We start from the raw sequence: 24,884 nt of genomic DNA on the forward strand, positions 1-24,884 counted from the left end.
TACACCGCTTTCTATAACAACATTTTATAAATTACGTCTATTGAATCGTAAGCTTAATCCGTCGTTTCTTCTTGCCCTTCGGTTGTTCCTTCTTCATTATCCTTAGCAACAAGATAAGTCCAATTCTCTTTTTGAGTAATATGGCCTTCCTTCATCAGCTTCCCAAGTGCACGCTTGAAGGCGGATTTACTGATTCCGAACCGTTGTTTGATAATATCTGGCGGCGTAGCATCCGAATAAGGCATCGCTCCCCCTGGACGAGCATTTAAGAACTCCAAAAGTGCGGCAGAATCTACATCCATCCCCACTTCTTTACGGAGACCCATAGAAAGGTTAACACGTCCATCCTCACGGATATGAGAGACACGTGCTTCAAACTGCTCACCAAGACGCAGCAGACGGCTCCGCTCAGATGAATGGACCATACCGATAATCCCAAAGCCTAGAACACCCGCATCCACAAGTACAAAAGTACCCATTTGCAGCGGCTTATACACTCGGGCTGTTACAGTCTGTCCCATCCAAGATTCAGGTGCAGGCAGAGCTAGTGGAGCAAGCTCCTGTTCTCCGGCCAGCTTGGCACGCAGACGCCCCTGTTTATCATGCTCCATGATCGCAAACACATAGTCTCCAACCTGCGGACGCAGCTCTGGAAGTTCTGGAAGCTCACGAATAGGCAGCAGCAGCTGGCGTCCAAGGCCCATCTCCAAAAAGCAGCCCAGACGCGGATGAATATCAGCCACTTCCAATAACGCCATCTCGCCCAGCATCAGAAATGGTTTTTTCATCGTTGCCGCAAGACGGTCCTCGGTATCAAAGAAAATGAAAACTTCAACTTTATCGCCTGCTTTTACCTTCTCTGTCAGCTCCGTATAATGCAGCATAACATCTTGGTCTCCAGCATTTAAAAAGAATCCGTATGGGGAAACTTCCCGCTCTACATGAAGTGTAACCGTAGTTCCTGCAATCAGGCTCATACAGTCTCCACAACCTTGGCATCGGACCACAGACGCTCGATATTGTAATATTCACGCTCATCGCGGTGGAATATATGAACGATAACATCGCCAAGATCCATCAGCACCCAGCGTGCTGAATCCATGCCTTCAATCCCTTTGATGACTCCGCCTGCTTCATGAACTACTTTACGGACTTCGGTAGCGATCGCCTGTACCTGAATATCCGAGTTACCGTGACATACGATAAAGTAATCACTGATTGGTGAAACATTACGTAGATCTAGTGCCACGACGTTCATTGCTTTTTTATCTTCAACAGCCTTAAGGGCCAGTTCTAACAGCTTGCTTGGTTGTACACTCATATTTTATCCTCCAATATTCTAACTAAATCATTACGCGCCAGTACCGTTAAGGGGAAAATCACCCGGCGTTTCTCCAGTAACAAACTAATCGTAGAATCGAACCCAGCGACTAATCCTTCTTCCAAACTTACTTGTGCCTTCTCGCGTATCTTATCAACCCCGGGAAAATCACGCCCAGGCTCGATGTAGTCAGCTAGGCAGACGATTTTTTCAAGTAAACTCATGTCTTCACGGCCTGAGGTATGGAAACGAATCGCATTGATAATATCAGGATCCGTAATCCCATAGTCTTTCTCAGCTACAAAGGCGCCTACTTCCGAATGCCACATCTGCTTGTCATACACCAGAAGATCCAAATTCAATTGATTTTGTTCAATAATCTCCTTCATTCGCTCAACCGGCCAATACTTGGCCACATCATGCAGAATCGCTGCTGTCTCTGCACGTTCAGGGTCAGCACCATATTGCTTCGCCAGTTGAATAGATGTCTCCATCACGCCGAGTGTATGCTTCCAGCGCTTATCAGGCATCTGTGTGGAGACCGCCTCAATCAGCGCTTCGCGGCCGTATGCCATACAATCCACTCCTTTGAACATAATCGAACACTGCCTCTGGAACCATATAACGAATAGATTTACCTGCTGCCGCCCGTTCTCTTAACATCGTTGACGAAATATCAACCAGTGGCATATCTGCAAGCAATACCTTTTTTGCTATAAAGTCTGGCAATGCATCTAGATCAAGAGGTGTTCCCGGACGACCCACACCAATAAATGTAAGCCGCTGCACCAGTTCTTCAATCTCGTTCCATTTCGGCAAATACTGGACCATATCCGCTCCAATGATGAAATAAAGATCGAAATGCGGATACTCCTCTTGCAGACGTCTTATGGTCTCATAGGTATAGGAGACGCCACCTCTGACAACTTCCCAATCTAATGTGCAAAAAGCTTCGTGATTCTTCACCGCTTCCTGCACCATTGCTAGCCGGTCTTCTCCAGATACACCTGCCTCATGTTTATGAGGCGGGATATGTGAAGGCATAAACCATACCTCTTGCAGACCATAAGTATCTCTTGCGGCTTCCGCTGCCATCATATGACCGATATGAAGAGGATCAAAGGTACCTCCCATAATTCCAACTTTCAAGAGGACGACCTCCTCGGTAAGGTATACTTACAGCTATTAACGCGGCAGCTCAATGGTTTTATTATCACGTGATTCTTTGTATAGAACGACAGTCTTACCGATCACTTGCACAAGCTCAGAACCCGATTGTTCAGCCAGAGCAGCACCGATTTCCTTGGGATTCTCAATATTATTGCTCAGTATACTAATCTTCATAAGCTCGCGCTTCTCAATAGCTTCTTCAATATGGCGTACGAGGTGATCGTTTACTCCACCTTTGCCCACTTGAAAAATAGGATCGAGATGGTGCGCCAATGAACGAAGATACCGTGTTTGTTTACCAGTTAACATAAATGAATAACTCCTTAATTAACATATATTATTACCTATTATTACCCTAACTTAATGAATCCATTTCTTACTCATTTCCACCCAAACAATCCAGAATGGTCTGCCGCATGATTTCCGTAGGAGCAGGCTGCCCTGTCCAATACTCCAGAGCATAAGCTCCCTGATAGACAAACATACCAAGACCTCCATGAATCGTGCAGCCCCGTTCGAGTCCTTCCAACAATAGCCGCGTGCGCAGCGGATTATAAATCAGATCGCTTACGACCATTCCTTCACGAAGCAGTCCAGGATCTATCGGTGTCTCATCCATATGAGGATACATACCTACGGAGGTAGTATTGATCAGCACGTCTACACCACTTAGCATTTCTGCTACTTCGTTCATGCTAATCCCGATGACATTCCCTTTGCTCCGGCACTGTGTCGCCAAGTCCTCTGCCTTCTCAGCGCTGCGATTAGCAATAATGATTGAAGAAGGTTTCTCTTGAAGTAGTGCGGCAACAATTCCTCTTGCTGCTCCACCGGCCCCGATAACCATAATCTTCGCACCAGACAAATCAGAAATAGCTTCCGCTTTGAGCGAACGCACATAACCGATTCCATCCGTATTATATCCGGTGAGCACTCCGTTATCATTAACAATCGTATTGACTGCACCAACGGCTACTGCACTCTCATCTAATACATCCAAATACTCCATCACCGCAACCTTATGCGGAATCGTCACATTCACTCCACGGAAACCAAGCGTACGGATCGCTTGCACCGCATCCCCCAGCTTCTCCGGGAGGATATGAAGCGGTACATAAGCACCCGGAATTCCCAGCGCTTGCAGCGCTGCTTCATGCATAATTGGAGATTTGGATTGTATAATAGGATCTCCCATTACACCGAGTAGAATATTACCGCTATTGTAGCCTTCGACTGCTGTTGTAGACAATAGATTATCCTCCCTCGTTAAATCATCGAAGGGCGGGTAAGCACCTTCACACCACGGGGAACGTGAATGGCCACAACTGCACCTTCAGTTCCATTAACCTTAATCCAGCCCAGACCCGAAATGTACAGATCGGTTCGGCTGCCCCGATTAATCCGGAACTCATGCCGCTGCCAAGGTGGCAGCTTGTCCATCCGGTCACTTCCCGGTGGAGACAGCATTTCACCGCGATGATCCTGATAGAGGGAATCTGCGCGTTCCAGCTTCGTGCGATGGATTTTTAAAGTACCACTAATAAAGCAAGTGAAGGATTGATGCGGGCCTTGTACGAAATCAAAACGTCCCAGTCCACCGAAGAAAAGAGTCTGTCCTTCGTTCAACTGATAGACTGTTGGCTTCAAAGGATTGGCAGGCATAACTGCATCCAGATCCTGACGCTCTACTAATTCACTATAACGCCAAGGATACACAATCCCTGGAGTATCTATAATGTAGTGGCCATCATCCAATGGAATTTTGACCGTATCGAGTGTTGTGCCAGGGTAACGTGAAGTCGTTAACTCCTGCTCCAAATCGCTATAGTCCGAAATCAGACGATTAATAAGTGTGGATTTGCCCACATTGGTAGCACCCACGACATATACGTCACGTTGGCCGCGCAACTCCGTTACGGCTTCCAGCAAACGGTCAAAACCTTGATTGCGTTTCGCACTGCAAAGTACGATTTCAGCCGTCCGCAAGCCTTCCTCTTTACAGCGCTGCTGCATCCAGTTACGCAACTTGTTCCAGTTTGTAACTTTCGGCAGCAAGTCACATTTATTCACTGCAAGAATAACAGGGTTATTGCCAACAAAGCGCTGCAGGCCGGAAATCAGACTGCCTTCAAAATCGAAGATATCGACAATATGAATAACAAGCGCATTCTTCTCTCCTACTCCACTCAGCAGGCGAAGAAATTCATCCTGATTCACCGAAACAGATGAAGCCTCATTATAATTTTTAATCCGGAAACAGCGTTGGCAAATCACCGGGTCCCGTTCAAGTGCAACCTCCGGAAGGTATCCTGGTTGATCCTTATGCTCCGTCTGAAGCTTGATGCCGCAACCGCTGCACTTCTCAGGACGCTGTGTTTCGCTTTGTTCGTTCATTACTATTTTTCCTCCTCGTGCCACAATCCTTTTTTGCGAAGCCGTGTCAGAGCAACCCGCTCTACCCGGCGATTAAACCTTGTGCCGAACCCCTCATCCTTGACGGAGATTGGCAGTACCAAAACAGTATACAGGCCAAGGCGATTGCCGCCGTATACATCTGTAAGCATTTGATCTCCCACCACAATCGTTTGTTCAGGTGGCAGCTCCATCTGCTTCATCGCTTTGAGAAAAGGAGCATTACTCGGTTTACGAGCCTGGTGCACAAATTCAATATTAAGCGGTGTTGCAAAGCGTGACACCCGTTCCATGTTATTGTTAGATACGATGATGAGCTTAAAGCCCAGTTCCTTCACCTTTTCGAACCATAACAACAGCTCCGGAGTAGCCACAGGCGCTTTGGCACCGACCAGTGTGTTATCCAGATCCGTGATGATTCCGCGATATCCCTGTCTATACAGCTCGTCCAGAGCAATATCGAATACCGTATTCACCCGGAGTTTGGGAACTAACATTTCAAACAATACGTTCACCTCGATTTCATACAAAAAACTATAACATACTCCTTGCGCATCGCAAATAAATCTGTATCTATGCTTTCACGCAAAGTGTTATTTCTTGGATCTCATTTTTCTCCGCACCCACAAAGCTTCAGTATACACGCTCTGCCAGTCTTTGTCTTCAATAACCTCAGGGCTATATTTCGCCTTTTCGAACATTGCTAATAGTGAGGATAGATGATCAGCCACTGCCGGCCGTTCTCCACTCCAGCGATTTACGGCTTCACGCAAAGTTTCGTGCTCTTCTTTTAGCATTCCCTTGCGATGCAAATACCTTACCCAACGCTCAGTTTCCGCCACTACTTTCTGATCTGGCGTTAAAGGCCGGCCATTGCGCAGCTGCTGCATGAAGAAGCGAAGCTTAAAGCGTCTATACCAAATTATAAAAATCGTCCAGGACAGCAACACCACTACAGCTGCCACAACAACCCAAAGACCTACATGAAACCCTTGATCTTCTTGTGCGTTACTCACAGGCGCTGGTGTAGGTTCTGCCTGTTCTTCTTGATCTTCTGACTCGACCTCAGGGGTTTGCTCATTCTGAGTTAAAAGCGGAATATTAAATCCAGGTGTAGCTTCAACTGGGATCCAACCATAATCACCAAAGTAAACCTCAGCCCAAGAGTGGGAATCCGCATTGGTAATTGTATAGTTATTATTCACTGTGCCTGATTGCTGTTGTGCCGGATTCATTGGGATTTCTGGCTGTTCCCCAGGTGCGTACCCCTTAACCCATCGTGCAGGGATGTTCAGAGAGCGCGCCATAGTAACCAGTGCAGTAGAATAATAATCACAGTAACCTTCCTTTAACTCAAACAAAAACCCTTCTACAAAATCGTTGCTTGTGACACGTGATATATCTGGATTATTGGTATATGGAAAGGTTTGTTGTAAGTATTGTTGCAAAAGCGCTGTTTTTTCATACGGCGTTTTTCCTTCAGCCGTGATTTCCTCAGCCAGCTCCCTGACTCTTTTAGGAAAATCGTTAGGCAGTTGAAGAAACATTTTCTCCAAATCGTTCCCTTTATATAGCTCCTCATACGTCTTTGTTGTCAATTCTTGAACAGGAATTACAGGAACCTCAGACGTCACCTCAAAGGTAGACGGATAAGCGAGTTTCTTCCCATCCACATCCCAGATCAGCTCGCTGTCCCGGCTTCTCCAGGAGAGTCCATTTCCAGCTTTTTCCCCATTTAAAGAATCCACCGAAGATACTGAATAAGTGCCAAACAGCACAGGAAATTCATTATTATTAAGCACGGTTACTGTTTGTTTCAGTGTTCGTGTATTCACTTTAGAACCCGCACTGCTCTCTAAAGATTCACCTACATCCACCGCTTCTAGAGGTCCCCGATTTAACCGATCTCTATCGACCCAGCCTCTTCCGGAATATAATCTGCGCGTTTCTCCCCGCATATAAATACGCAAATCAGAAACCACTGTCATCACCGGTGTATAATCGAAGGTAAAGCCGCCGCCTAGTTGATCATCATTCAGACTGTAACCTGACGAAGTATTGTTAGTAGGGGAGACAGAACCCATCTCAGATTTCGTGGTCCCAACTGTGCCCTTCCCAGAAGACTTCCCAATCCCATTCCATTCTTGCCAAGCGGTATAAGGATCGGTTAGGGTAGGCCTTACCCCAGGCATATTCACTCCAATTAGGATGACCAAAGAGAAGACGATGGCAATATTAATGACAATTTTCGTGGGATATTTCAGCAGATGCACCCAACCACGCGGATAATGTAGCTGGAAGCTTCTCAGATGATGGCTGACCAGCCAGCCCATCCCCGCAAATACCGTCCAGGCTACTTCCTGCCACAAAACGATAGATGTAAAGGAATCCAAGGCAGCAAAAGCCACTATGTTCATTCCTATAAACCATAAAATACGTCTTTTTGAGGATGCCCACCAAGACGACAACAGCAGCAGGGCTGAGGCCCCGAGAGCAAACCAGATATAGGGCACCATATGAACTGCAATATCCTGCAGTCTGTCCGGGAGGGTTGTTGCCCAAGGATCAGCGACGTATATACCATAATTGATAAGTATACGATAAACGATATAAATAATAGCTGCCGCTTCAATAAAGAGTCTTATTTGAACTTTAACAGGAATTATGATTTCAATAACAGTGATCGTTATTAATGCAGCCCACACAACAGCAGTTGTCTGTCTTAACCAGATAGGCTCCGTATAAGAGACCCACTGGTGGGCTATAATCAAAAGCCACAATAGACCTAAAGAACGGTGCCAGGAGAATTTCATCTGATTCCACCAGTTTTTCATATCAGACTTCCCCTCCTAATACTATGGGAAGCTCTTGCAGTGAATTAATGCTGTAGCCTGTAATCCCCCGAGATCTTAGAACGTCTGTCCAATCTGTGCTGCTGTTCGTTTCTGATAAATTCCCTATATGAATGTGAGACGGAGTCATCCCTCTGCTGTCAGCCCAACGTAATGCATCCAGTACAGGTTGGCCACTTTGAGGACTAATTAGCACGAAGTATGAGCCTTTAGGGAACATACGATATCCTTTTTCCAAACGGGAAATGAGTGGACCATGCCCTTCGGCGTTAAGATCGATCAAATATTGAATCATTTTCTGACGTTCAGCAGCACCTTCAACTGGTGCAAATACCTTCGTGGTCTTATCCAAGCAGCAAAGACCGATCCCTATCCGCTCTCGAATACCGAATCCAAGAAGTGAAGCTGCTACAGAGACTGCGAGTTCAAATTGATTCGAATTCATATAAGCAGAAGCAGAGCCGTCCAGAACTAGAATGGTTTTGGGAATCGACTCATGCTCGAACTCTTTGGACTTCCACGAGCCTGTCTTTGCCGTTGCATTCCAATGTATGCGTGTTAGGCGGTCGCCGTATACGTAGTCGCGTACACCGTTAATTTGGGTGGTCTCACGACGTGATTGAACAACAGAGGTCTGTGGTCCAGAAAGACGGGATTTTCTTTCATATAACTGCCAGCGCGGAACATAGATTGCACGAGGCAACACCTGAAACTGTCCTTCAGCCAGAAAAGTACCTTTATGCTCGACAAGGCCAAAAATATCTTGGCTGATGATATCCGTATCTGAAAATGTATAAGTGCCCCGTTCCAGAACCGGTGTCTGAAACCGCAGTTCCCCATGCCCTCTGAGGCTGGGAATCAGGCTTTCCTCAAATACCCATGATTCGCCATTATGCCGTTTCAGAACTTCCCTTACAACCACATAAGGTAAAGGCAAAATCCCCGGGATTGTGACCTTCAGACCTACACGAAGATACCCACCGGCAGAGAGCAAATCTCCCTTATCCTGTTCGGTATAAAAACTGCGAACACCCTTAGCCCGCCGAACGCCTCCTAAACCTCCAGCAATCAGATATGCAATAAGTACAGAGACCATAATAAACAACATAAATGCAGTTTTGCCGCCCTGAAATAGTACATATAAGAGAGTAATACTCCAAATTACAAGGATGCTGGCGAATTTGGTATGCTGAATGTGAGCTGCCACCGTAGACAAATAACGTCTCATATTATTGCCTCATCGTAACAGGCACATGAATGCTCTGCAGAAGCTTTTGAAGCAGAGAATCTACGCTAATATTATCTAGGCGCGACTCTGGACGCAGCAATATACGATGACCCAAGGCAAATGGAGTAAGCACCTTTACGTCATCCGGAAGAACATAATCCCTTCCCTGTAGGAAAGCATAAGCTTTACAAGCCAGCATAAACGATAACGAAGCACGTGGACTTGCACCTAGCAATACAAGCGGATGCTCTCTTGTCTGGCGTACAATATCTAACAAGTAATTCAGTACAGGATCACTCATATAAATCTCACGAATCTCCTCTTGAATACTAGCGATCTGCTCCATACTAGTGACAGCTGTAAGCCTGTCCACTGGTTGACCTTCTTGATGGCTCAACAATAGATTTTTTTCGGTTGCTGCATCAGGATAACCAAGACTAATTCTTAGCATAAAACGATCCAACTGAGCTTCCGGCAGCGTGTAGGTTCCCTCAAAATCTATCGGATTCTGGGTGGCGCACAACATAAATGGATGCGGAAGCGGATAGGTCTCCCCATCTACGGTTACATTACGTTCCTCCATCACTTCCAGAAGGGCGGATTGTGTCTTTGTCGTGGCTCGGTTAATTTCATCAGCCAGCAGGATATTCGTCATCACCGGACCTGGGCGGAAATGAAACATCTCGTCCCTCGGATGATACACAGATACACCGGTAATATCACTCGGAAGAATATCCGGATTACATTGTATCCGGCGATACTCCCCGGACATTGATCTGGAAAGTGCGCGAATAAGCTGGGTCTTTCCTGTTCCCGGTACATCCTCGATCAGAACATGACCACCGGCAAGCAGCGCTGTTAGCAGCAATTGTATTTCAAATGATTTTCCAAGTATGCAGGATTCTAGATTATTACGGACAGCATTCATGATGTGCATTGATTCTTGACGAACGGGCATATATGATCCTCCTAGGTCAGAATAAGCAGTAATATTTATATTTTACATGATTAGGGGACCCAAAGTACATTGTTGAAGCTTACGAAGTGTAAACAAACCAAAAACCCGCAGGACACAATGTCCCGCAGGTTCTAATCTAAAGCGCTAGAATCCCATTATCCTTTAGGCCGGACAACCAATGCAGCCAGGAAAGAGAACACAATCGCTGACGAAATCCCTGCGCTCGTGATATCAAAAATCCCTGTAACTACACCGATCCAGCCATCCCGTTCCAGCTCTGTCAATGCCCCATGGACCAAAGAGTTACCGAAGCTTGTGATTGGAATGGTTGCGCCTGCACCCGCAAATTTCACAAGTGGATCGTAGATGCCAAAAGCATCAGCAATCGCTCCGGCTACAACTAATGTACTCATCGTATGTGCAGGTGTCAGCTTCAATACATCAAACATCAGCTGGCCTATAACGCAAATGGCTCCTCCAATCAGAAAAGCCCATAAGTAAATCATCATTAAACTCCACCTCCACTTTCTATAGCAACAGCATGAGCCACACACGGAATGCTCTCTCCCTGCTGGTATGACAATGGGGATAATAAGGCTCCAGTTGCCACAATCAGCACCCGTTTAAGCTCACCTTTTTTAATACGCTTGAGTATATGACCATAAGTCACTACCGCGGAACATCCACAACCACTTCCTCCGGCGATCACATACTTCTGTTTCTCCAAATCGTAGATAAGCAAACCGCAATCATCAAAGGTTGTTTGCTCCATTGGAATCCCTTCTTTAGCTAATAAGGTTTTCGCAATGGGCAAGCCTACAGATGCAAGATCGCCTGTTACAATTAAGTCATAATGCCCGGGGGATAGTCCGGTATCCCGAAAATGCGCAGTAATCGTATCCGCTGCCGCCGGTGCCATCGCTGTTCCCATATTAAAAGGATCTGTCAAACCGAGATCCATTATTCGTCCAAGGGTAGCCGAGACCACTACCGGATTGTTGCCAGTCCCATCATTCTGACCTACTACAGCACAGCCAGAGCCTGTGACCGTATATTGCGCTGTTGGCGGCTTCTGTGAACCGTATTCGGTAGGATAACGGAATTGCTTTTCCACCGTACAGTTATGGCTGGATGTTCCCGCGAGCACGTATTTGCTCCCTCCGGAATCAACGATCATAGAGGCAATCGCCAGGCTCTCCATGGAAGTGGAGCAAGCACCAAAGACTCCAAGATAAGGCACACCTAATTTTCTTGCCGCGAAGGAGCTGCTGATAATCTGGTTCATCAAATCTCCGCCAACAAAAAACTCCAGCTTCTCCTTATCGAGGTTTGCATTAATCAGTGCCAGTAGGGAAGCTTTTTCGAAAAGAGCCCGCTCGGCCTTTTCCCATGTTTTTTCTCCCATTTCCAGGGAGTCAAATATAAAATCAAAATCTGACGTTAATGGACCCTCTCCCTCTTCAGGCCCCACTACAGCGGAAGAGCCTAAAATAACGGGACGGCTCGTGAACTCCCAAGTCTGACTGCCAAGCTGTTTCATGTATGTGCACCTCCACCTACGCCTAAAAAGAGATAGACGATACCAATTATGAAAGCAGCGACAGCACCAAATACGATGACTGAACCCGCCAGCTTGAACATATTGCCACCCACACCGAGCACAAGTCCTTCCGCACGGTGTTCCAGAGCTGCTGAACACATACTGTTCGCAAAACCAGTAACCGGAACCGCAGTTCCTGCACCGGCCCATTGGGCCATTTTGTCATAAACGCCAAAGCTGGTCAGAATTACAGAGAGTAGAATCATCGTCGCTACAGTTGGACTTGCAGCTTCTTTGGAGGTCATATCGAATATGGCCATATAAGCCTCCTGAATCCCTTGTCCAATTACACAGATTAGGCCGCCAGCAAGAAATGCTCGCACACAGTTTTTGAATACGGGCCTAGCGGGTACAAAGGGCTTGGACAATTTCTCGTAATCTTGCGGGGTCAGGGTATCAAGCTTCAGCTTGACACCCGATTTTTTCGTTTTCGCCGGCATTGAGAGCACCTCCTGAAAGTTAGGCGAAGGGGGCTGACAAGCATCATAGTAGTACTCACTTTGAGCCCCTCAAGTTGTTTCTTCGCTTAGAAGTTTTCCTTATTGTTTGCCATACCCCGCTTCGTTATGTCCCTCCAATTCAGGAAAAATACAGTAACACAACTATCAGCAGCAGGAACAGCACAAGAATAAGCACCGCTTCCTTTTCCAGAGAGTTGTGGCGCCAGTAACGTCTGCGCGCTCCGCTAACCTTTAGGTTTCTTTTGGAGTATCCTCCCTGCACCCTTCTTTTGGGTACACTACCTGCTACCCTCATTTCCTTCGCATCCTTTCTAAAGCTCCTGCCACCAGAGCCCCTATTGCATTGTATTCGCGGAGCGTTCACCGGGTGTTCATTTGTCTCTTTAGCATGGACAAGTGAGCTCACAATGTTCATACTAAGTGGCAGGAAGAAATAACGTTGTCGTCCATTTTGGATGGCAACCGTTTCTCGTAGAACTATAAGGATGATGTATAACGCAAAGCTTATACGTCCTTATATTTTAATAAAGGAGTGATTTCAAATGAATCAAGAAACATTGGATCTATTCAAAACACTTACCGAATTCCCTGCAGCCCCGGGCTTTGAGCGCGAACTCCGCGCTTACGTCAAGGATGCTATGACACCTTATACCGAAGAGTTCGTGCAGGATCGTCTCGGAAGTCTGTTCGGCGTATTGCGCGGTGAGGAAAACGGGCCAAAAATTATGGTCGCTGGACATTTTGACGAAGTGGGCTTTATGGTCACCGGAATTACTAACACCGGGATGATTCGTTTTCAACCGCTAGGCGGCTGGCTTGCTTCTGCTGTTGCTTCCCAGCGTCTCCAAATCATTACCCCAAAAGGCACATTGACTGGTGTTGTTGGCAGCACCCCTATCCATCTACTAAGCGCTGAAGAACGCGGCAAGACGGGCGAAATCAGCAAAATGTATATTGATATCGGTGCAGACAGCCGTGAAGAGGCAGAAAGCTTTGGCGTCAGACCAGGTCAACAAGTACTGCCAATCTGTCCGTTCACCCCGCTTGCCAACCCTAAAAAAATCATGGCTAAAGCGTGGGATAACCGTTACGGCGTAGGTCTCGCCATTGAGCTGGTTAAATCATTACACGGCAAAAAGCTGCCTAATACTGTTTATGCTGGAGCTACCGTACAAGAGGAAGTTGGACTTCGTGGAGCACGTACAGCCGCTAATCTTCTGTCCCCAGACATCTTCTTTGGCTTGGATGCGAGCGCTGCTGCTGATATGACCGGTGATAGCCAAGCCTTTGGCCATTTGGGTAAAGGCGCTCTCCTGCGCATTTTTGATCCAACGATGGTTACACATCGCGGCCTGATCGAATATGTACAAGACACAGCGGATACTCACAAGATCAAATACCAGTATTTTGTCTCCCAAGGTGGAACAGATGCAGGTCAGGTTCATGTAAGTGGAATCGGCGTTCCTTCCGCAGTCATCGGAATATGCTCCCGCTACATTCATACCGCTTCATCAGTTATTCATAGCGATGACTACGAAGCTGCTAAAGAGCTGTTAGTTAAACTCGTAGAAGGCCTCGACCGCACTACACTGCAAACGATTATCGAGAACAGCTAGGTTCTTATTTTTAAAAGAGCAGCAATCCTTTTTGAAGGATTGCTGCTTTTTTTTGGGGGTCGTGGCTTACGGACCTGTGTCACTTGCGCCCCAGTGGTGTTTACAAACCCCGATATTACTTTTAAAAACCAATTGTGCTTATGCTTATCAATCCCATTGCTCGCTGATCCCGCTATAGGTACTACGACGGACCCATGATGCTTACGAACCCACGTTGTTTATTGTTTACGCTCCCAAGTTGCTTGCTTACGGCGACACGTTGTTTATTGTTTACGCTCCCCAAGTTGCTTGCTAACGCACCCATGTTGTTTACTATTTACGCCCCCAATGTTGCTTCCGAACCCAGTGACACTATTCCATAGAAATGGGCTCATAATTGGTGTCATTCATGCTAATAGCGACTATGGTGTCCGATACTCCTCCAAAAGTGGCATATTTCTGCGTTTAAGATCATCTGTGTCCTATAGATACTCCCCTATCCCCCGTCCCATATAAAAAAAGCCCGCCTCACGGCGAGCTCCTTGACCATTCTCAGACAGCTATATCAACTCATATCCAGTGGCACTTTCCACGAAGGTATCGGGAAAGCCTCATCCAGCTTCCATCTTTCTTCTTCACTCAGCGTAATTAAACCTGCAGCAGCATTCTCAATTACATGCTCACGTGAAGAAGCTTTCGGAATCGTAATAATGTCCTCCTCGCGGATCGTCCAAGCTAACATTATTTGCAGTGGTGTTGCGTTATGAACACGGGCAATTTCCTGAACCGCCTCACTCTCAATAACCCCTTTGCGGAGCGCGCCTGCTTGTGCAAGCGGAGAGTACGCCATTACGGGCATGCGGTGACTTTTCTGCCATGGCAGCAATCCAGCTTCAATGCCTCTCGACCCTAAATGATACAGCACCTGATTCATAGCACAGTGAGTTCCCCCAGCTATACTAAGCAGCTCTTTCATATCGTCAACATCAAGGTTCGATACACCCCATCTTGCTATTTTACCTTGAGAGACCAGTTTCTCCATGCCTTCCACAGTCACTTCAAGCGGAATATCTCCCCGCCAGTGCAGTAAATAGAGATCCAGATGATCCGTATTCAGTCGTTGCAAGCTTTCTTCACAGCTACGAATAAGATTCTCGTTGCCGGCATTATGTGGGTATACTTTGGACACCAGGAAAACGTCATCCCGAATTCCTTTAATAGCGTCACCTACTAAAAGCTCTGAGTTTCCTTCCCCATACATCTCAGCCGTATCTATCAAATCCATGCCTAGTTCCACGCCTAATCTAAGAGCAGCAATTTCTTCCTCTCTACGGGAAACATCATCACCCATATTCCAAGTTCCCTGTCCTATTCTAGGCAGAGAGGTACCATCTGGAAGAAGCATGCGGTTAGCTCGGTTCACTTTCACAATTTCAGCCAAATGCTCGATTGAATCCTTAGTCATTGTAAAAATCTCCTTACCGATAAATTGTATACTTACTTTATACGACCTTTATGACCCTTTCGAAACATCTGAATCGTGTCTAATTTATAACTTATCTTTCCTTTAGGAGAGAAAAAGCAACAAATTGATTGCTAACTACGCTATCAACTTCAGCCCCACTGCGGCTCCCAGTATCATAAAAATACAGATAACCCGCCGCCAATCTTTGGCCTCTCCATATAAAAGCATCCCCAAAATCGCCCCACCAGATGCACCGATCCCCGTCCATACCGCATAAGCTGTACCCATAGGCAAACTTTTCATTGCAAATGATAGAAAAAGAAAACTCCCCCCAAAACCAAGGAAGAGCAGCAAAAACGACTGCAGATTCCGGTGTTTATTCAACCTGTTGATCATAGCCACTCCGAACATTTCAAACAATCCAGCAACAACCAAAAATGCCCATGCCATTTAAGACTCCCCCTTTATTTCAGTTTCTTTGATATCTTTGGTTTCGTTAGTTACCATTTTCAGACCTATTACTCCTGCCAGCAAAATAACCACCAGTACCAGCTTCATTAGCTTGAAGGGTTCACCGAATAAAACCATGTCCGCAATGACTGTACCTGCTGTCCCCAGCCCAACAAATACAGAATATACGGTACCCACCGGTAATTTACTGCTTGCTGAAATAATGACATAGAAACTTATTATTATGGCTACAACTGTGATCAGCCACTCCCACACGCTTGAAGCATGCTTTAAACCTATGACCCACATGACTTCGAAAATCGCAGCGCCAACTACCTTCAGCCACTCTGAATTCTTTTTCATTTCAAGCCCTCCTTCAATTCACCATATCTTATGATTGCCCACGGACAAACAAATAAGCCCGGAAGGTCATCGCCAAATGGCGATACCTCCCGGGCTTTTATCCCTCCGTGTAGACACAAACTTAATGTTCGTGCGTTTTCCCTCGGACCAGACCAGCTATGCACTCGCTGCGGAACCCTAGAAAACAAATAAATGATTAAGTTACATCGTATGGTAGCAAATCGGGCGTATAAAAGCAACCTTTTCTATTCCGAGAGTAATTAAATCATAGTATAAACTTCCATAAAATTATAAAATAGATATAAATTTCATTCGATTATCTAGGAAAAGAGGTTAATTTATGTTTCATTCCAGACATTTTAACTGCGTCCCTCTAGTGGAAGGCATTTATTGCCTTGAAGCGAAGGAGCAAGGCGGAGCCATGAGCAATGCCGGTTTGATAGATATGGGTGATTACACATTAATCTTTGATACATTCAACACTCCACAAGCTGGCAAAGATCTTAGGGATGCCGCTCTGTATTATTTTAATAAACCTATCAAATACGTCATCAACAGCCATTGGCATGGAGACCACGTTAGAGGGAACCAATTCTTCTCGGAAGAAGTAATCATATCCTCCAGTAGAACTAGAGAGCTCATGATAAAAACTCAACCCGACTGGCTAGCCCGAATGAAGAAACTGCTTCCTAATCTTGATGAGGATCTTAATAAGCTTAATACCTCTCTCGAGCTCGAACTGAACGCTTCCAAACAACGAGAGCTCCTTTCGCAAATAGGTTATTTACAAGAAATCAAAGAGTCTATACTAACGCTTGAAGTAACGCTTCCCCAACTAACTTATGACCGCAAAATGACCATACATGGCTCGGCTAGATCCGTTGAGCTCTTATCGGTGGGTGCTGCCCATACGGAATGCGATTCTATTCTATTTTCTCCTTCCGATTCTTTAGCTTTTGTTGGAGATATTGTCGCTGTTGATAATCATCCATTATTAGTAGACGGTAATCCCTTATCCTGGTTGGAGGCACTTACTTATGTCGAGCGCTTAGATGTGAACATAATTGTTCCCGGTCACGGGCCCGTTACTCAAAAACATTATCTACAGCAAATAAAACGATATATAAATGATATAATCCATATTAGCGAATCATTAATACACGAAGACATGAATGTGAATGTGAACCATATAGAAATTCCTGAGCCTTATCTGGGCTGGAATTATGGGAGTATTTTTTACAGAAATCTTGAGTTTTTGACGAAAGCAGCTAATAACTAATTTTTGGAGTTGAAGGGAGAGGTTCGTTATGGTTTTTGGGATACTATTTGTAGGTGTCGCTGTATTTATTATTATACAAGCCGTTATACGGAATGGCTCGAGCTCGAACAGAAGTACCTTTGATAGAAATAGGCAAAATGATGCCGCCAACATGTCTTTTATGGCTGCCAGTCATCCGGATCTGCTGGATCCAAACCACTCTAACCATCATCATCACCCTGGAGATCACTCGCATCACCACTCTGGACCTGACAGCGGGGGGCATAGCTGGGGTGGAGACGGCGGACATAGTGGCGGTGGAGACTTCGGTGGTGGTGGAGATGCTGGCGGGGGCGGTTGTGATTAGATGAAAAGAAACGAAAAGGACATCCCTGATCTTTCAGGAATGTCCTTTTTTTAATACTCATTTATGATACTGAGAATTTCAGCTTGAGTTTGGCTTAATAACTTTTCGGCACCGTGCGGATGGATTGGTTCACTCCAAGCGAAGCCATCTCCTTCGTATCTAGGAATAAGATGCATATGATAGTGAGTCAGGTCGTTAAACTTCCCACCATTTTGGCAAATGCTGATGCCATCAGGTGCAAACAAAACCTTCAGGACAACTGATAGCTTCTTTGAAGCGTCCATAATCGCATACGATGTTTCTGAATCGATATCTTCGAGATCCCAATAATGCTTTTTAGGGAGAATTAAGAGATGTCCTTCGTTAAATGGAGCAATGTCGAGCACACAAGTTACAATTTCATTCTCGTATACTACGTTTACGTTAGGCTCAATCCCGTTAGCGATCCGACATCCCAAACAATCCATACAGGCACCTCTCCATCCAAAGAAATTAAGAGCGCTCTAGCTTATCTTATTGATTAAATTGAAAACGGCTAAGCAGTACCTCACCATTAAAGATGAGATAAACATCGGTAGTTCCAGATTCCACGGATACTTCACCAGTAAGTGTGTTCCACTGCTGCAACACGCCACCCGATGGTACAGTCACAGATCCAACCATTGTCCCTGCTGGGCTGCCCGTTCTAATCTCGAGGGTGCCACCTTTTGCAGAGGATACCAAGGCTTCAAAAGCTCCTGCCCCTTGCTCGAACAATACATCTTTAAAAGCGATCCAAGCGCCATCTTTTACCGGATGTATGGAAGCACCGCCTGCTTTGCACTCGTCCAGATATACGCCTTCGTAGTCATCGTAATTCTCTGCTTTGGTATTGATATACAGATTACGCGACGGAATAACGTCCCCTTGAACCGATAGTTGAGCGGATAATTGGATATTCGCAGATGAACGGCCGATCAGAACCATGTACTCTCCATTTTCCACGCAATATTGCTCACGGGTAACATCCCAGAATGCCAGCTCGGCAACCGGCAACGTAAACTCTATGGTTTGCGATTGACCTGCGGTTAGGTTTACTTTTTCAAAACCCTTCAACTGTTTAATCGGACGTTTGACCCGGGAATTCAGAGCTTGCACATATAGCTGCACCACTTCGTCCCCATCAACAACGCCTGTATTCTCTACTTGAACGGAAATTTTAAGCGTGTCATCCGCTTGCAGTTCCTTAGCACTTAGGCTTAGGTTGCTGTAGGAAACTTGGGTATAACTTAAGCCGTGTCCAAACGCATACAGTGGCTCTCCGTCAAAGTACATATATGTTCTTTTGCCTTTGATAATATCATAATCCATCAGCTCAGGCAGCTGTTCTACAGAACGGAACCAAGTCATGTTCAGCTTGCCGGAAGGACTGTAATCGCCGAAAAGAACTTCTGCCACCGCATTGCCCAGCTCTTGTCCACTGTGGGAGGTATACAATACAGCCGGGATGTTCTCGTCAATCCAAGTGGAAGTTATCGGGTAACTGCCGACAATGACTACAACTGTATTCGGGTTCGCTTCATAGACAGCTTTGACCAGTCGCTCTTGCTCCTCTGGAAGCACAATATCCGGTCTATCGATTTCTTCTTTTCCGTTAAGGAGTGGATGGTTGCCCACAAAAACCACAGCGATTTCCGCAGCCTTGGCAGCTTCTACTGCAGCCTCTATGCCGTTAGTTACGATGTTCTTTTTGAAAAGACGTGCTTCCGCATTAGCATCCTGATCTGCCACCTGCAGTGTTCCATCTTCCGGATTCACCGAGATCATTTTATCATTCCAGGTCCGCAAAGATACCGTATCTTCGCTTTCCGGAACGATGTTAATCGATTCTTTTACAAACCAGCCGTAAATTTCATCAGCAGATGCTGTGAGAGTCTCTGCTTCGCTTAAAGTTACATACTGACCGCGACTTGTCGCCTTCAGAGTATTGCTAGTCCAACCCCAGGCTGTATGTTGGAACAATTCTCCGTGCTCTGCTATGTCATGCTGTACAGCCAGTCTTCCGTCCTCACCTGTGATTCCAATGGCTTGGCCGTTTGCAGCTGAAGTAAGAATGATCTGATCTGCGCCACTCTCAAAAGTAATGTGTTTACCAGGCAGCTTTTTGCTAACACCCTGCAAAGGAGTCACTCCATAAGGTAATGTGCCAGAATACCAATCTCTAAAGGCTTCATCACCAAGCGGACCAATAATCGCCAATTTGCTCAGACTGCTTTTGTTCAATGGCAATGTGCCTTGTTCATTCTTCAACAATACTATAGATTGTTTCGCAGCTTCCAAAGAGAGTGCCGTATGTTTTTTGCTAAGAATAACGGAATCGTCGATTGCTGCGTACGGGTTACCTTCAACCGGATCGAACTCTCCCAAACGGAAACGAACTCTGAAAGTATTGGCAAGTGCACGATCCAAATCTTCCTCTGCTAAGAGGCCTTGGTCTAGCGCTTCGTGAAGAACCTTGATTGTCTCTGCGGTTTCTTCTGTTACGCTGTCAATTCCATTTTTGATAGATTCAGCCATCGATTGTGCAAAAGATTCATAATACTTGTGGTCCTTCACGATCCCAAAAAGATCGCCGGCATCGCTTACAATAAAGCCATCCATTTCCCATTCGCCTTTAACCACATCCATTACTGCCGGATGAAGAATAACAGGCACGCCATTCACCGAGTTATAAGCGGTCATCATGGACTGTGCGCCACCTTCTTGAAAAGCAGGCTTAAACGCTTCCAGATAATACTCCCGCATATTTCTCGGATCGATGCTCGCGGAGCAGTTCCCGCGTTCAATCTCATTATTGTTGCCGAGGAAATGCTTCAGCGTTGCTACCGCTTTCAAATAGACCGGGTGATCACCTTGGATTCCCTGCACTAGTGATGTGCTGAGTCGGCCGGTCAACTCTGGATCTTCACCGTAAGCTTCCTCAGTTCTTCCCCAACGTGGATCACGTTCCATATCCACCGTTGGCGCCCATAACGTCAGACCGTTCACCGTTGGATTCTTTTTATAAAAGGCTCTAGCTTCATCTCCGATGGCCGAACCAATTTCCTTCAGCAGCTCTGGATTCCAAGTACAAGCCAGTCCGCTTGGCTGAGGAAAAGAAGTCGCTTTTCCAAGCCAAGAAATCCCGTGCGCCGCTTCCGTACCATGCTTGTAGGCCCCAACACCCAAACGCTCTATGGCAGCTTGATACTGAGGCATCAGGCTTACTTTTTCATCAAGTGTTAGTCTGGAGATCAGATCCTGCACTCGCTCATTTAAAGGTAAATCAATCTGTTGAAATGGATATTTAGCTATATCTGTTCCCATCAAAATCGCTCCTTCGTCTCTTGTTGATAGCGGTTTCATTCATTCCCGAGGACAATCCTTCAAAAAAACTCCTATACGTCCTATCCATCTAATCATAGAAGATTCCCCTCCTCCGCAACACCTTAACAATCTAAATAGAAATCAGGTCATAATTAGAGATTTAGGGGGATGATGTGAGTACGTAGGTTTGCTCGTTATTCGCTCCATCTCCACAATCTACGGGATTTATACCGTTTATTTGCTCACTTCTCGCTGTACGCCCACAATCTACGGGATTTATACCGTTCATTTGCTCACTTCTCGCTCCACGCCCACAATCTACGGGATTTATACCGTTCATTTGCCCACTTCCCGCTGTAGGCCCACAATCTACGGGATTTATACCGTACATTTGGCCACTTCCCGCTCCACGCCCCCAATCTGCGGGATTTATACCGCACATTTGCCCTATTCTCGCTGCACGCCCACAACCTACGGGATTTATACCGTTCATTTGCTCACTTCTCGCTCCACGCCTCCAATCTACGGGATTTATACCGTTCATTTGCTCACTTCTCGCTCCATCTCCGCAATCTACGGGATTTATACCGTTCATTTGCTCACTTCTCGCTCCATCTCCGCAATCTACGGGATTTATACCGTTCATTTGCCTAATTCCCGCTCCATCTCCGCAATCTACGGGATTTATACCGTTCATTTGCCTAATTCCCGCTCCATCTCCGCAATCTACGGGATTTATACCGTTCATTTGCTCACTTCTCGCTCCACGCCCCCAATCTACGGGATTTATACCGTTCATTTGCCCAATTCCCGCTGTACGCCTCCAATCTACGGGATTTATACCGTTCATTTGCCCAATTCCCGCTCCACGCCCACAATCTACGGGATTTATACCGTTTATTTGCTCACTTCTCGCTCCACGCCCACAATCTACGGGATTTATACCGTTTATTTGCTCACTTCTCGCTCCATCTCCGCAATCTACGGGATTTATACCGTTCATTTGCTCACTTCTCGCTCCACGCCCACAATCTACGGGATTTATACCGTTTATTCACCACAGCTGAATATCGTTAAGTGAATGTACATATTCATAGCGACAAACCCTCCCACTCACCTGGGAAACTATCGGCTTAAACTTACCTTTCTCACAAAGCGACCTCATACATTTCCTAACTGTACGCAGATCAATGCCAAGCTCCCTCACCAAATCAACAGGCCGAATGTCCCCGTTCGAACGCACCGCAATTTGCAAAATATCACGCTCCAGTCGACTAAACGCCTCCTTCTCTTCTGTCCTCAAAGCGAGGTACGGCATCAGCAATGATCTCAACAAAAAAATAGTATTCTCAGGATTGGCTTCCAGATCATCATATGGTATCGCCACTACCCGATAACCCGCGATTTGTAGATAAGTCTCTCGATTCAATTCCTGCCGATAACGCGTCCGATCTGTGTTTTGCACATGTGGGCCGTAACCTTTTACCTCAAAAGCAAACTTAACCTGCCCAGGCTTCCACGCAAAATCAACAAAATAAGGCCATCCCCGCCAATCCAACACTTCATATTCAGGATGGAGATCATCAAAATGACCCATCATCGGCCACCAAACCTTCTCCGCAAACATTCGCTCACCATGCCCATGTCCCCGCTCCAATCTCCCCCGTCTTTCTCCCGTTCTTCGACTAATATGATCTTCCACCCACTTACGATGTTCTTCCGTAAATCCCATAACGTTCCCCTCCTCCTTGGCATAAAAAAATCCCGCACCCAATTATGGATGCGGGACGTGCTTCGTCCTATTACTCAAAAGTATAGTATTCGCCTTCTTATGCTGTCAATGACACTCTACATTCAACGTTAGCATCGAGCTAAATATACTTGCCTATTAAAAAATCACATTGGTTAGAGTATGTTGCATTAAAGTAATTTCAGCTACAGTTAGATCACTACAGTGAGTTCAGCTAGAATTGGATCACTACAGTGAGTTCAGCTAAATTTAGCTACAGTTAGATCACTACAGTTCAGTTAGTATTAGCTCAGCAAGAACAATCTCGGTTAAGTAAACTACTTTTGAGTTAGACGACTAGACTTAGCTCAATATAGTATGTTTTGTATAGTAGGTTCAGTTAAAGTAATCTCGGTTTGACTAAGTTCCCCTAGAATAATATTATTCGACCTACCTTTTTGAAATTGTCTAAAATCGTCTCCCATTCTCCACTATTCACTGGCTATCGACCTGTGATTTTTCTATTTAATTGTATTTCATGCAACTATTTAACCCTTATCCCCCTAAAAGTCCATTTAGTTGTACTTTCTACAACTAAAAAAGGAGATATTAGGTAGTTAAGCGTAAATGATCAAATTTAGATGTACAAAGTGCAGTTAATTGTTACTTTTCCTAAAACTACTGAAGTTTAGCTGCACAAAATGCAATTAAAACTGAGTTCGAGTGAGGCTGGCTGGATTGCGTCTTAGTTACATCACTTAGCGCCCTAGCTACAACATCGACTTGGCTACATTGATTTAGCGATCTAGCCACAACATCGCGACTTAGCAACATTGACTTAGCGGCCTAGCCACAACATCGCGACTTAGCAACATTAATGTAGCAACCTACCTACAACATTGCGACTTAGCAACATTAATATTGCGACCTACCACAACATCGCGACTTAGCATCATTAATATAGCGACCTAGCCACAACATCACAACTTAGCACCATTAATATAGCGGCTCAACTAGAGTGACATATTGCTCCTCTTCACTGCTCTCCCTCACCTAGCAAATGTGCATGCCGAGCGCCTCGCCCATAGGCATCATAAGAGATCATTCCATCGACACCCTGACTTCGACACCCTAGCTTCAATCCGAGACGGGAAATCAATGATCATAAATCCATTATCCTTCACAACAACCTTTCACAGAAATGTCGGAGAGCGTTCTTTTGTTCCCTAACAAATCACCGTTTACCGCATATAACTTACGAAATCCCTGCTTATAAAGAATTCGCGCAGCTTTATTTCTATTGTAGTAGCTTCCTGCAAGAATTAAGACCGAATCGCCTGGAGATAGACAGTGCTGCCAGACATAGGGTAACCGCCCAAGCGATATATTTATCGAACCACGGATACTGTCCTTCTGGTAATCAACGGCATCCCTGACATCGAGCATTTTCATAGCCAGTGATTGATCTGCTAATTCGCGAACCTCACGGACTTCTATATAAGAAAGTGAACGAACAGGCCATGCATAACGTAAAAACCTCAAAATACTAAAGACAATTAAGATACTCAGTAGGATCCGTACCATCATGCTCATGCCATTACTCCCGTACCAAAAAATCATCCGTCCAAGCCCCTAATCCACCCGTCATGTTCACAACGTTATACCCCTTTTCACTCAGCAGCTCACAAGCCAGTCCACTACGGCCACCACTTAAGCACATCACAATTATCTCGCCATGAGAATCCAATTCATCTATGCGCATCAATAGCTGTCCAAGCGGAATATGCTTAGCACCCATTACATGTCCCTCCACCCATTCGGCTGGTTCGCGTATATCCAACATGGTAAGAGTCTCGCCATTCTTCAAGCGTTCCGCCACTTGCTGTGGGGTAATTTCCTTTGAAATTTTAAAAGACATTGAGCATCTCTCCTTCACCTTTATAAAAATAACTTGATTTTCATATCACTATATCATAATATTACGATATAAGGATATTGTAAAGCGAGGTGTTCGTTACCATGGACAAAAATTTTAAAGCTTATAACCAAACCGCCGAAACCTTAAAGGCTATAGCTCATCCCGTGCGCTTATGCATCATCAAAGGACTTCTGGAAAAGGGCAGCTGCAACGTGAGCTTCATGCAGGACTGTCTCGACCTTCCCCAATCTACGGTGTCCCAGCATTTACAGAAGCTTAGATCACTAGGCATCGTTGAAACCGAACGTAATGGGCTGGAAATTAACTATTCTGTTAAAGACGAAAAAATCAAACATCTGATTCAGTTATTTTTAGGGGAGGAATAAGTCATC

At 45.6% G+C, this 24,884-nt stretch carries 28 protein-coding genes and 1 riboswitch; of the genes, 5 read left to right on the forward strand and 23 right to left on the reverse strand.

From position 1 onward, the window contains the following. Positions 1-53 precede the first annotated feature (53 nt). The 15 genes from MKY63_RS02815 to MKY63_RS02885 form a co-directional block, all read right to left on the reverse strand. Positions 54-977 carry a S1-like domain-containing RNA-binding protein gene (locus MKY63_RS02815; RefSeq protein WP_076141205.1) on the reverse strand — a complete coding sequence of 308 codons (924 nt, stop codon included), beginning with the start codon at positions 975-977 and terminating at the stop codon, positions 54-56. Continuing rightward, positions 974-1,321 (reverse strand): ribosome silencing factor, encoded by a 348-nt coding sequence (gene rsfS / locus MKY63_RS02820; protein WP_036675699.1) that lies wholly within the window; start codon positions 1,319-1,321, stop codon positions 974-976. The genes MKY63_RS02815 and rsfS overlap by 4 nt, the downstream gene beginning before the upstream one ends. Further along, a complete protein-coding gene (gene yqeK / locus MKY63_RS02825) occupies positions 1,318-1,896 on the reverse strand; it encodes a bis(5'-nucleosyl)-tetraphosphatase (symmetrical) YqeK (protein ID WP_036675700.1) in 579 nt (192 codons plus the stop codon). The genes rsfS and yqeK overlap by 4 nt, the downstream gene beginning before the upstream one ends. Further along, positions 1,868-2,470 carry a nicotinate-nucleotide adenylyltransferase gene (locus MKY63_RS02830; protein WP_036675702.1) on the reverse strand — a complete coding sequence of 201 codons (603 nt, stop codon included), beginning with the start codon at positions 2,468-2,470 and terminating at the stop codon, positions 1,868-1,870. The genes yqeK and MKY63_RS02830 overlap by 29 nt, the downstream gene beginning before the upstream one ends. A 36-nt stretch (positions 2,471-2,506) precedes the next feature. Further along, the gene (gene yhbY / locus MKY63_RS02835; protein WP_036675703.1) at positions 2,507-2,800 is read right to left on the reverse strand and encodes a ribosome assembly RNA-binding protein YhbY; all 294 of its coding nucleotides are present in this window, start codon (positions 2,798-2,800) and stop codon (positions 2,507-2,509) included. A gap of 67 nt (positions 2,801-2,867) precedes the next feature. After that, complete coding sequence (aroE, locus tag MKY63_RS02840) at positions 2,868-3,686, reverse strand: shikimate dehydrogenase (RefSeq protein WP_081388063.1); 819 nt, start codon at positions 3,684-3,686, stop codon at positions 2,868-2,870. Positions 3,687-3,757: 71 nt separating this feature from the next. Continuing rightward, the gene (yqeH, locus tag MKY63_RS02845; RefSeq protein ID WP_076104718.1) at positions 3,758-4,885 is read right to left on the reverse strand and encodes a ribosome biogenesis GTPase YqeH; all 1,128 of its coding nucleotides are present in this window, start codon (positions 4,883-4,885) and stop codon (positions 3,758-3,760) included. A gap of 2 nt (positions 4,886-4,887) precedes the next feature. Next, entirely contained in the window at positions 4,888-5,409 is a 522-nt protein-coding gene (locus MKY63_RS02850; protein ID WP_076213420.1) for a YqeG family HAD IIIA-type phosphatase, read from the reverse strand. Positions 5,410-5,496: 87 nt separating this feature from the next. Then, positions 5,497-7,737 carry a transglutaminase domain-containing protein gene (locus MKY63_RS02855; protein WP_076213401.1) on the reverse strand — a complete coding sequence of 747 codons (2,241 nt, stop codon included), beginning with the start codon at positions 7,735-7,737 and terminating at the stop codon, positions 5,497-5,499. Between the two features lies 1 nt (position 7,738). After that, positions 7,739-8,983, reverse strand: coding sequence for a DUF58 domain-containing protein (locus MKY63_RS02860; RefSeq protein WP_076213404.1), 1,245 nt, complete (start codon positions 8,981-8,983; stop codon positions 7,739-7,741). 1 nt (position 8,984) lies between these two features. After that, positions 8,985-9,941: a MoxR family ATPase gene (locus MKY63_RS02865; protein ID WP_036675712.1), complete on the reverse strand. Its 957-nt coding sequence runs from the start codon at positions 9,939-9,941 to the stop codon at positions 8,985-8,987. 155 nt (positions 9,942-10,096) lie between these two features. Continuing rightward, positions 10,097-10,447 (reverse strand): stage V sporulation protein AE, encoded by a 351-nt coding sequence (spoVAE, locus tag MKY63_RS02870; RefSeq protein WP_036675923.1) that lies wholly within the window; start codon positions 10,445-10,447, stop codon positions 10,097-10,099. 2 nt (positions 10,448-10,449) lie between these two features. Then, positions 10,450-11,481 carry a stage V sporulation protein AD gene (spoVAD, locus tag MKY63_RS02875; protein ID WP_036675714.1) on the reverse strand — a complete coding sequence of 344 codons (1,032 nt, stop codon included), beginning with the start codon at positions 11,479-11,481 and terminating at the stop codon, positions 10,450-10,452. Continuing rightward, a complete protein-coding gene (gene spoVAC / locus MKY63_RS02880; protein WP_036675716.1) occupies positions 11,478-11,981 on the reverse strand; it encodes a stage V sporulation protein AC in 504 nt (167 codons plus the stop codon). Before spoVAC ends, spoVAD begins: the two co-directional genes overlap by 4 nt. Before the next feature lie 139 nt (positions 11,982-12,120). Next, positions 12,121-12,297, reverse strand: coding sequence for a hypothetical protein (locus MKY63_RS02885; protein WP_155288103.1), 177 nt, complete (start codon positions 12,295-12,297; stop codon positions 12,121-12,123). A gap of 247 nt (positions 12,298-12,544) precedes the next feature. Between MKY63_RS02885 and MKY63_RS02890 the strand changes: the two genes are divergently transcribed. Further along, positions 12,545-13,618 carry a M42 family metallopeptidase gene (locus MKY63_RS02890; RefSeq protein ID WP_038569461.1) on the forward strand — a complete coding sequence of 358 codons (1,074 nt, stop codon included), beginning with the start codon at positions 12,545-12,547 and terminating at the stop codon, positions 13,616-13,618. Positions 13,619-14,162: 544 nt separating this feature from the next. Here MKY63_RS02890 and MKY63_RS02895 read toward each other — a convergent pair. The 3 genes from MKY63_RS02895 to MKY63_RS02905 all read right to left on the reverse strand — a co-directional run bounded on the left by MKY63_RS02895 (position 14,163) and on the right by MKY63_RS02905 (position 15,875). Continuing rightward, positions 14,163-15,062, reverse strand: a complete 900-nt coding sequence (locus tag MKY63_RS02895; protein ID WP_076213407.1) for an aldo/keto reductase — start codon at positions 15,060-15,062, stop codon at positions 14,163-14,165. A 135-nt stretch (positions 15,063-15,197) separates the two neighbouring features. Further along, a complete protein-coding gene (locus MKY63_RS02900) occupies positions 15,198-15,512 on the reverse strand; it encodes a multidrug efflux SMR transporter (protein WP_036675721.1) in 315 nt (104 codons plus the stop codon). Then, positions 15,513-15,875, reverse strand: coding sequence for a multidrug efflux SMR transporter (locus MKY63_RS02905; RefSeq protein WP_036675723.1), 363 nt, complete (start codon positions 15,873-15,875; stop codon positions 15,513-15,515). Between the two features lie 84 nt (positions 15,876-15,959). Further along, a riboswitch (guanidine-I (ykkC/yxkD leader) is annotated at positions 15,960-16,067 on the reverse strand. A 148-nt stretch (positions 16,068-16,215) separates the two neighbouring features. Between MKY63_RS02905 and MKY63_RS02910 the strand changes: the two genes are divergently transcribed. Both MKY63_RS02910 and MKY63_RS02915 read left to right on the forward strand, forming a co-directional pair. Next, complete coding sequence (locus tag MKY63_RS02910; protein WP_076213410.1) at positions 16,216-17,154, forward strand: MBL fold metallo-hydrolase; 939 nt, start codon at positions 16,216-16,218, stop codon at positions 17,152-17,154. A 28-nt stretch (positions 17,155-17,182) separates the two neighbouring features. Continuing rightward, a complete protein-coding gene (locus MKY63_RS02915) occupies positions 17,183-17,500 on the forward strand; it encodes a hypothetical protein (RefSeq protein ID WP_076213413.1) in 318 nt (105 codons plus the stop codon). A gap of 50 nt (positions 17,501-17,550) precedes the next feature. Here MKY63_RS02915 and MKY63_RS02920 read toward each other — a convergent pair whose 3' ends face one another. Both MKY63_RS02920 and MKY63_RS02925 read right to left on the reverse strand, forming a co-directional pair. After that, positions 17,551-17,967, reverse strand: a complete 417-nt coding sequence (locus tag MKY63_RS02920) for an HIT family protein (RefSeq protein ID WP_038569451.1) — start codon at positions 17,965-17,967, stop codon at positions 17,551-17,553. A 46-nt stretch (positions 17,968-18,013) separates the two neighbouring features. After that, positions 18,014-20,845 (reverse strand): glycoside hydrolase family 3 protein, encoded by a 2,832-nt coding sequence (locus MKY63_RS02925; RefSeq protein ID WP_036675729.1) that lies wholly within the window; start codon positions 20,843-20,845, stop codon positions 18,014-18,016. A 187-nt stretch (positions 20,846-21,032) separates the two neighbouring features. Between MKY63_RS02925 and MKY63_RS02930 the strand changes: the two genes are divergently transcribed. Beyond that, positions 21,033-21,926: a hypothetical protein gene (locus MKY63_RS02930; protein ID WP_339811476.1), complete on the forward strand. Its 894-nt coding sequence runs from the start codon at positions 21,033-21,035 to the stop codon at positions 21,924-21,926. On the opposite strand, the gene MKY63_RS02935 is transcribed toward MKY63_RS02930, so the two are convergent. The 3 genes from MKY63_RS02935 to MKY63_RS02945 all read right to left on the reverse strand — a co-directional run bounded on the left by MKY63_RS02935 (position 21,900) and on the right by MKY63_RS02945 (position 24,492). After that, positions 21,900-22,577 (reverse strand): winged helix-turn-helix domain-containing protein, encoded by a 678-nt coding sequence (locus MKY63_RS02935; RefSeq protein ID WP_036675732.1) that lies wholly within the window; start codon positions 22,575-22,577, stop codon positions 21,900-21,902. The two genes, MKY63_RS02930 and MKY63_RS02935, sit on opposite strands and share 27 nt — an antisense overlap. A 1,170-nt stretch (positions 22,578-23,747) precedes the next feature. Further along, the gene (locus MKY63_RS02940; protein WP_076098864.1) at positions 23,748-24,167 is read right to left on the reverse strand and encodes a rhodanese-like domain-containing protein; all 420 of its coding nucleotides are present in this window, start codon (positions 24,165-24,167) and stop codon (positions 23,748-23,750) included. 4 nt (positions 24,168-24,171) lie between these two features. Continuing rightward, entirely contained in the window at positions 24,172-24,492 is a 321-nt protein-coding gene (locus tag MKY63_RS02945) for a rhodanese-like domain-containing protein (protein WP_076144501.1), read from the reverse strand. A gap of 101 nt (positions 24,493-24,593) precedes the next feature. On the opposite strand from MKY63_RS02945, the gene MKY63_RS02950 reads away from it, so the two are divergent. Next, on the forward strand, positions 24,594-24,878 hold the full coding sequence (locus MKY63_RS02950; RefSeq protein ID WP_036675735.1) for a metalloregulator ArsR/SmtB family transcription factor: 285 nt from the start codon (positions 24,594-24,596) through the stop codon (positions 24,876-24,878). Positions 24,879-24,884: the final 6 nt, after the last annotated feature.

The sequence above is a fragment of the Paenibacillus sp. FSL R7-0189 genome, assembly GCF_037969925.1.
Classification (GTDB): Bacteria; Bacillota; Bacilli; order Paenibacillales; family Paenibacillaceae; genus Paenibacillus_AQ; species Paenibacillus_AQ odorifer.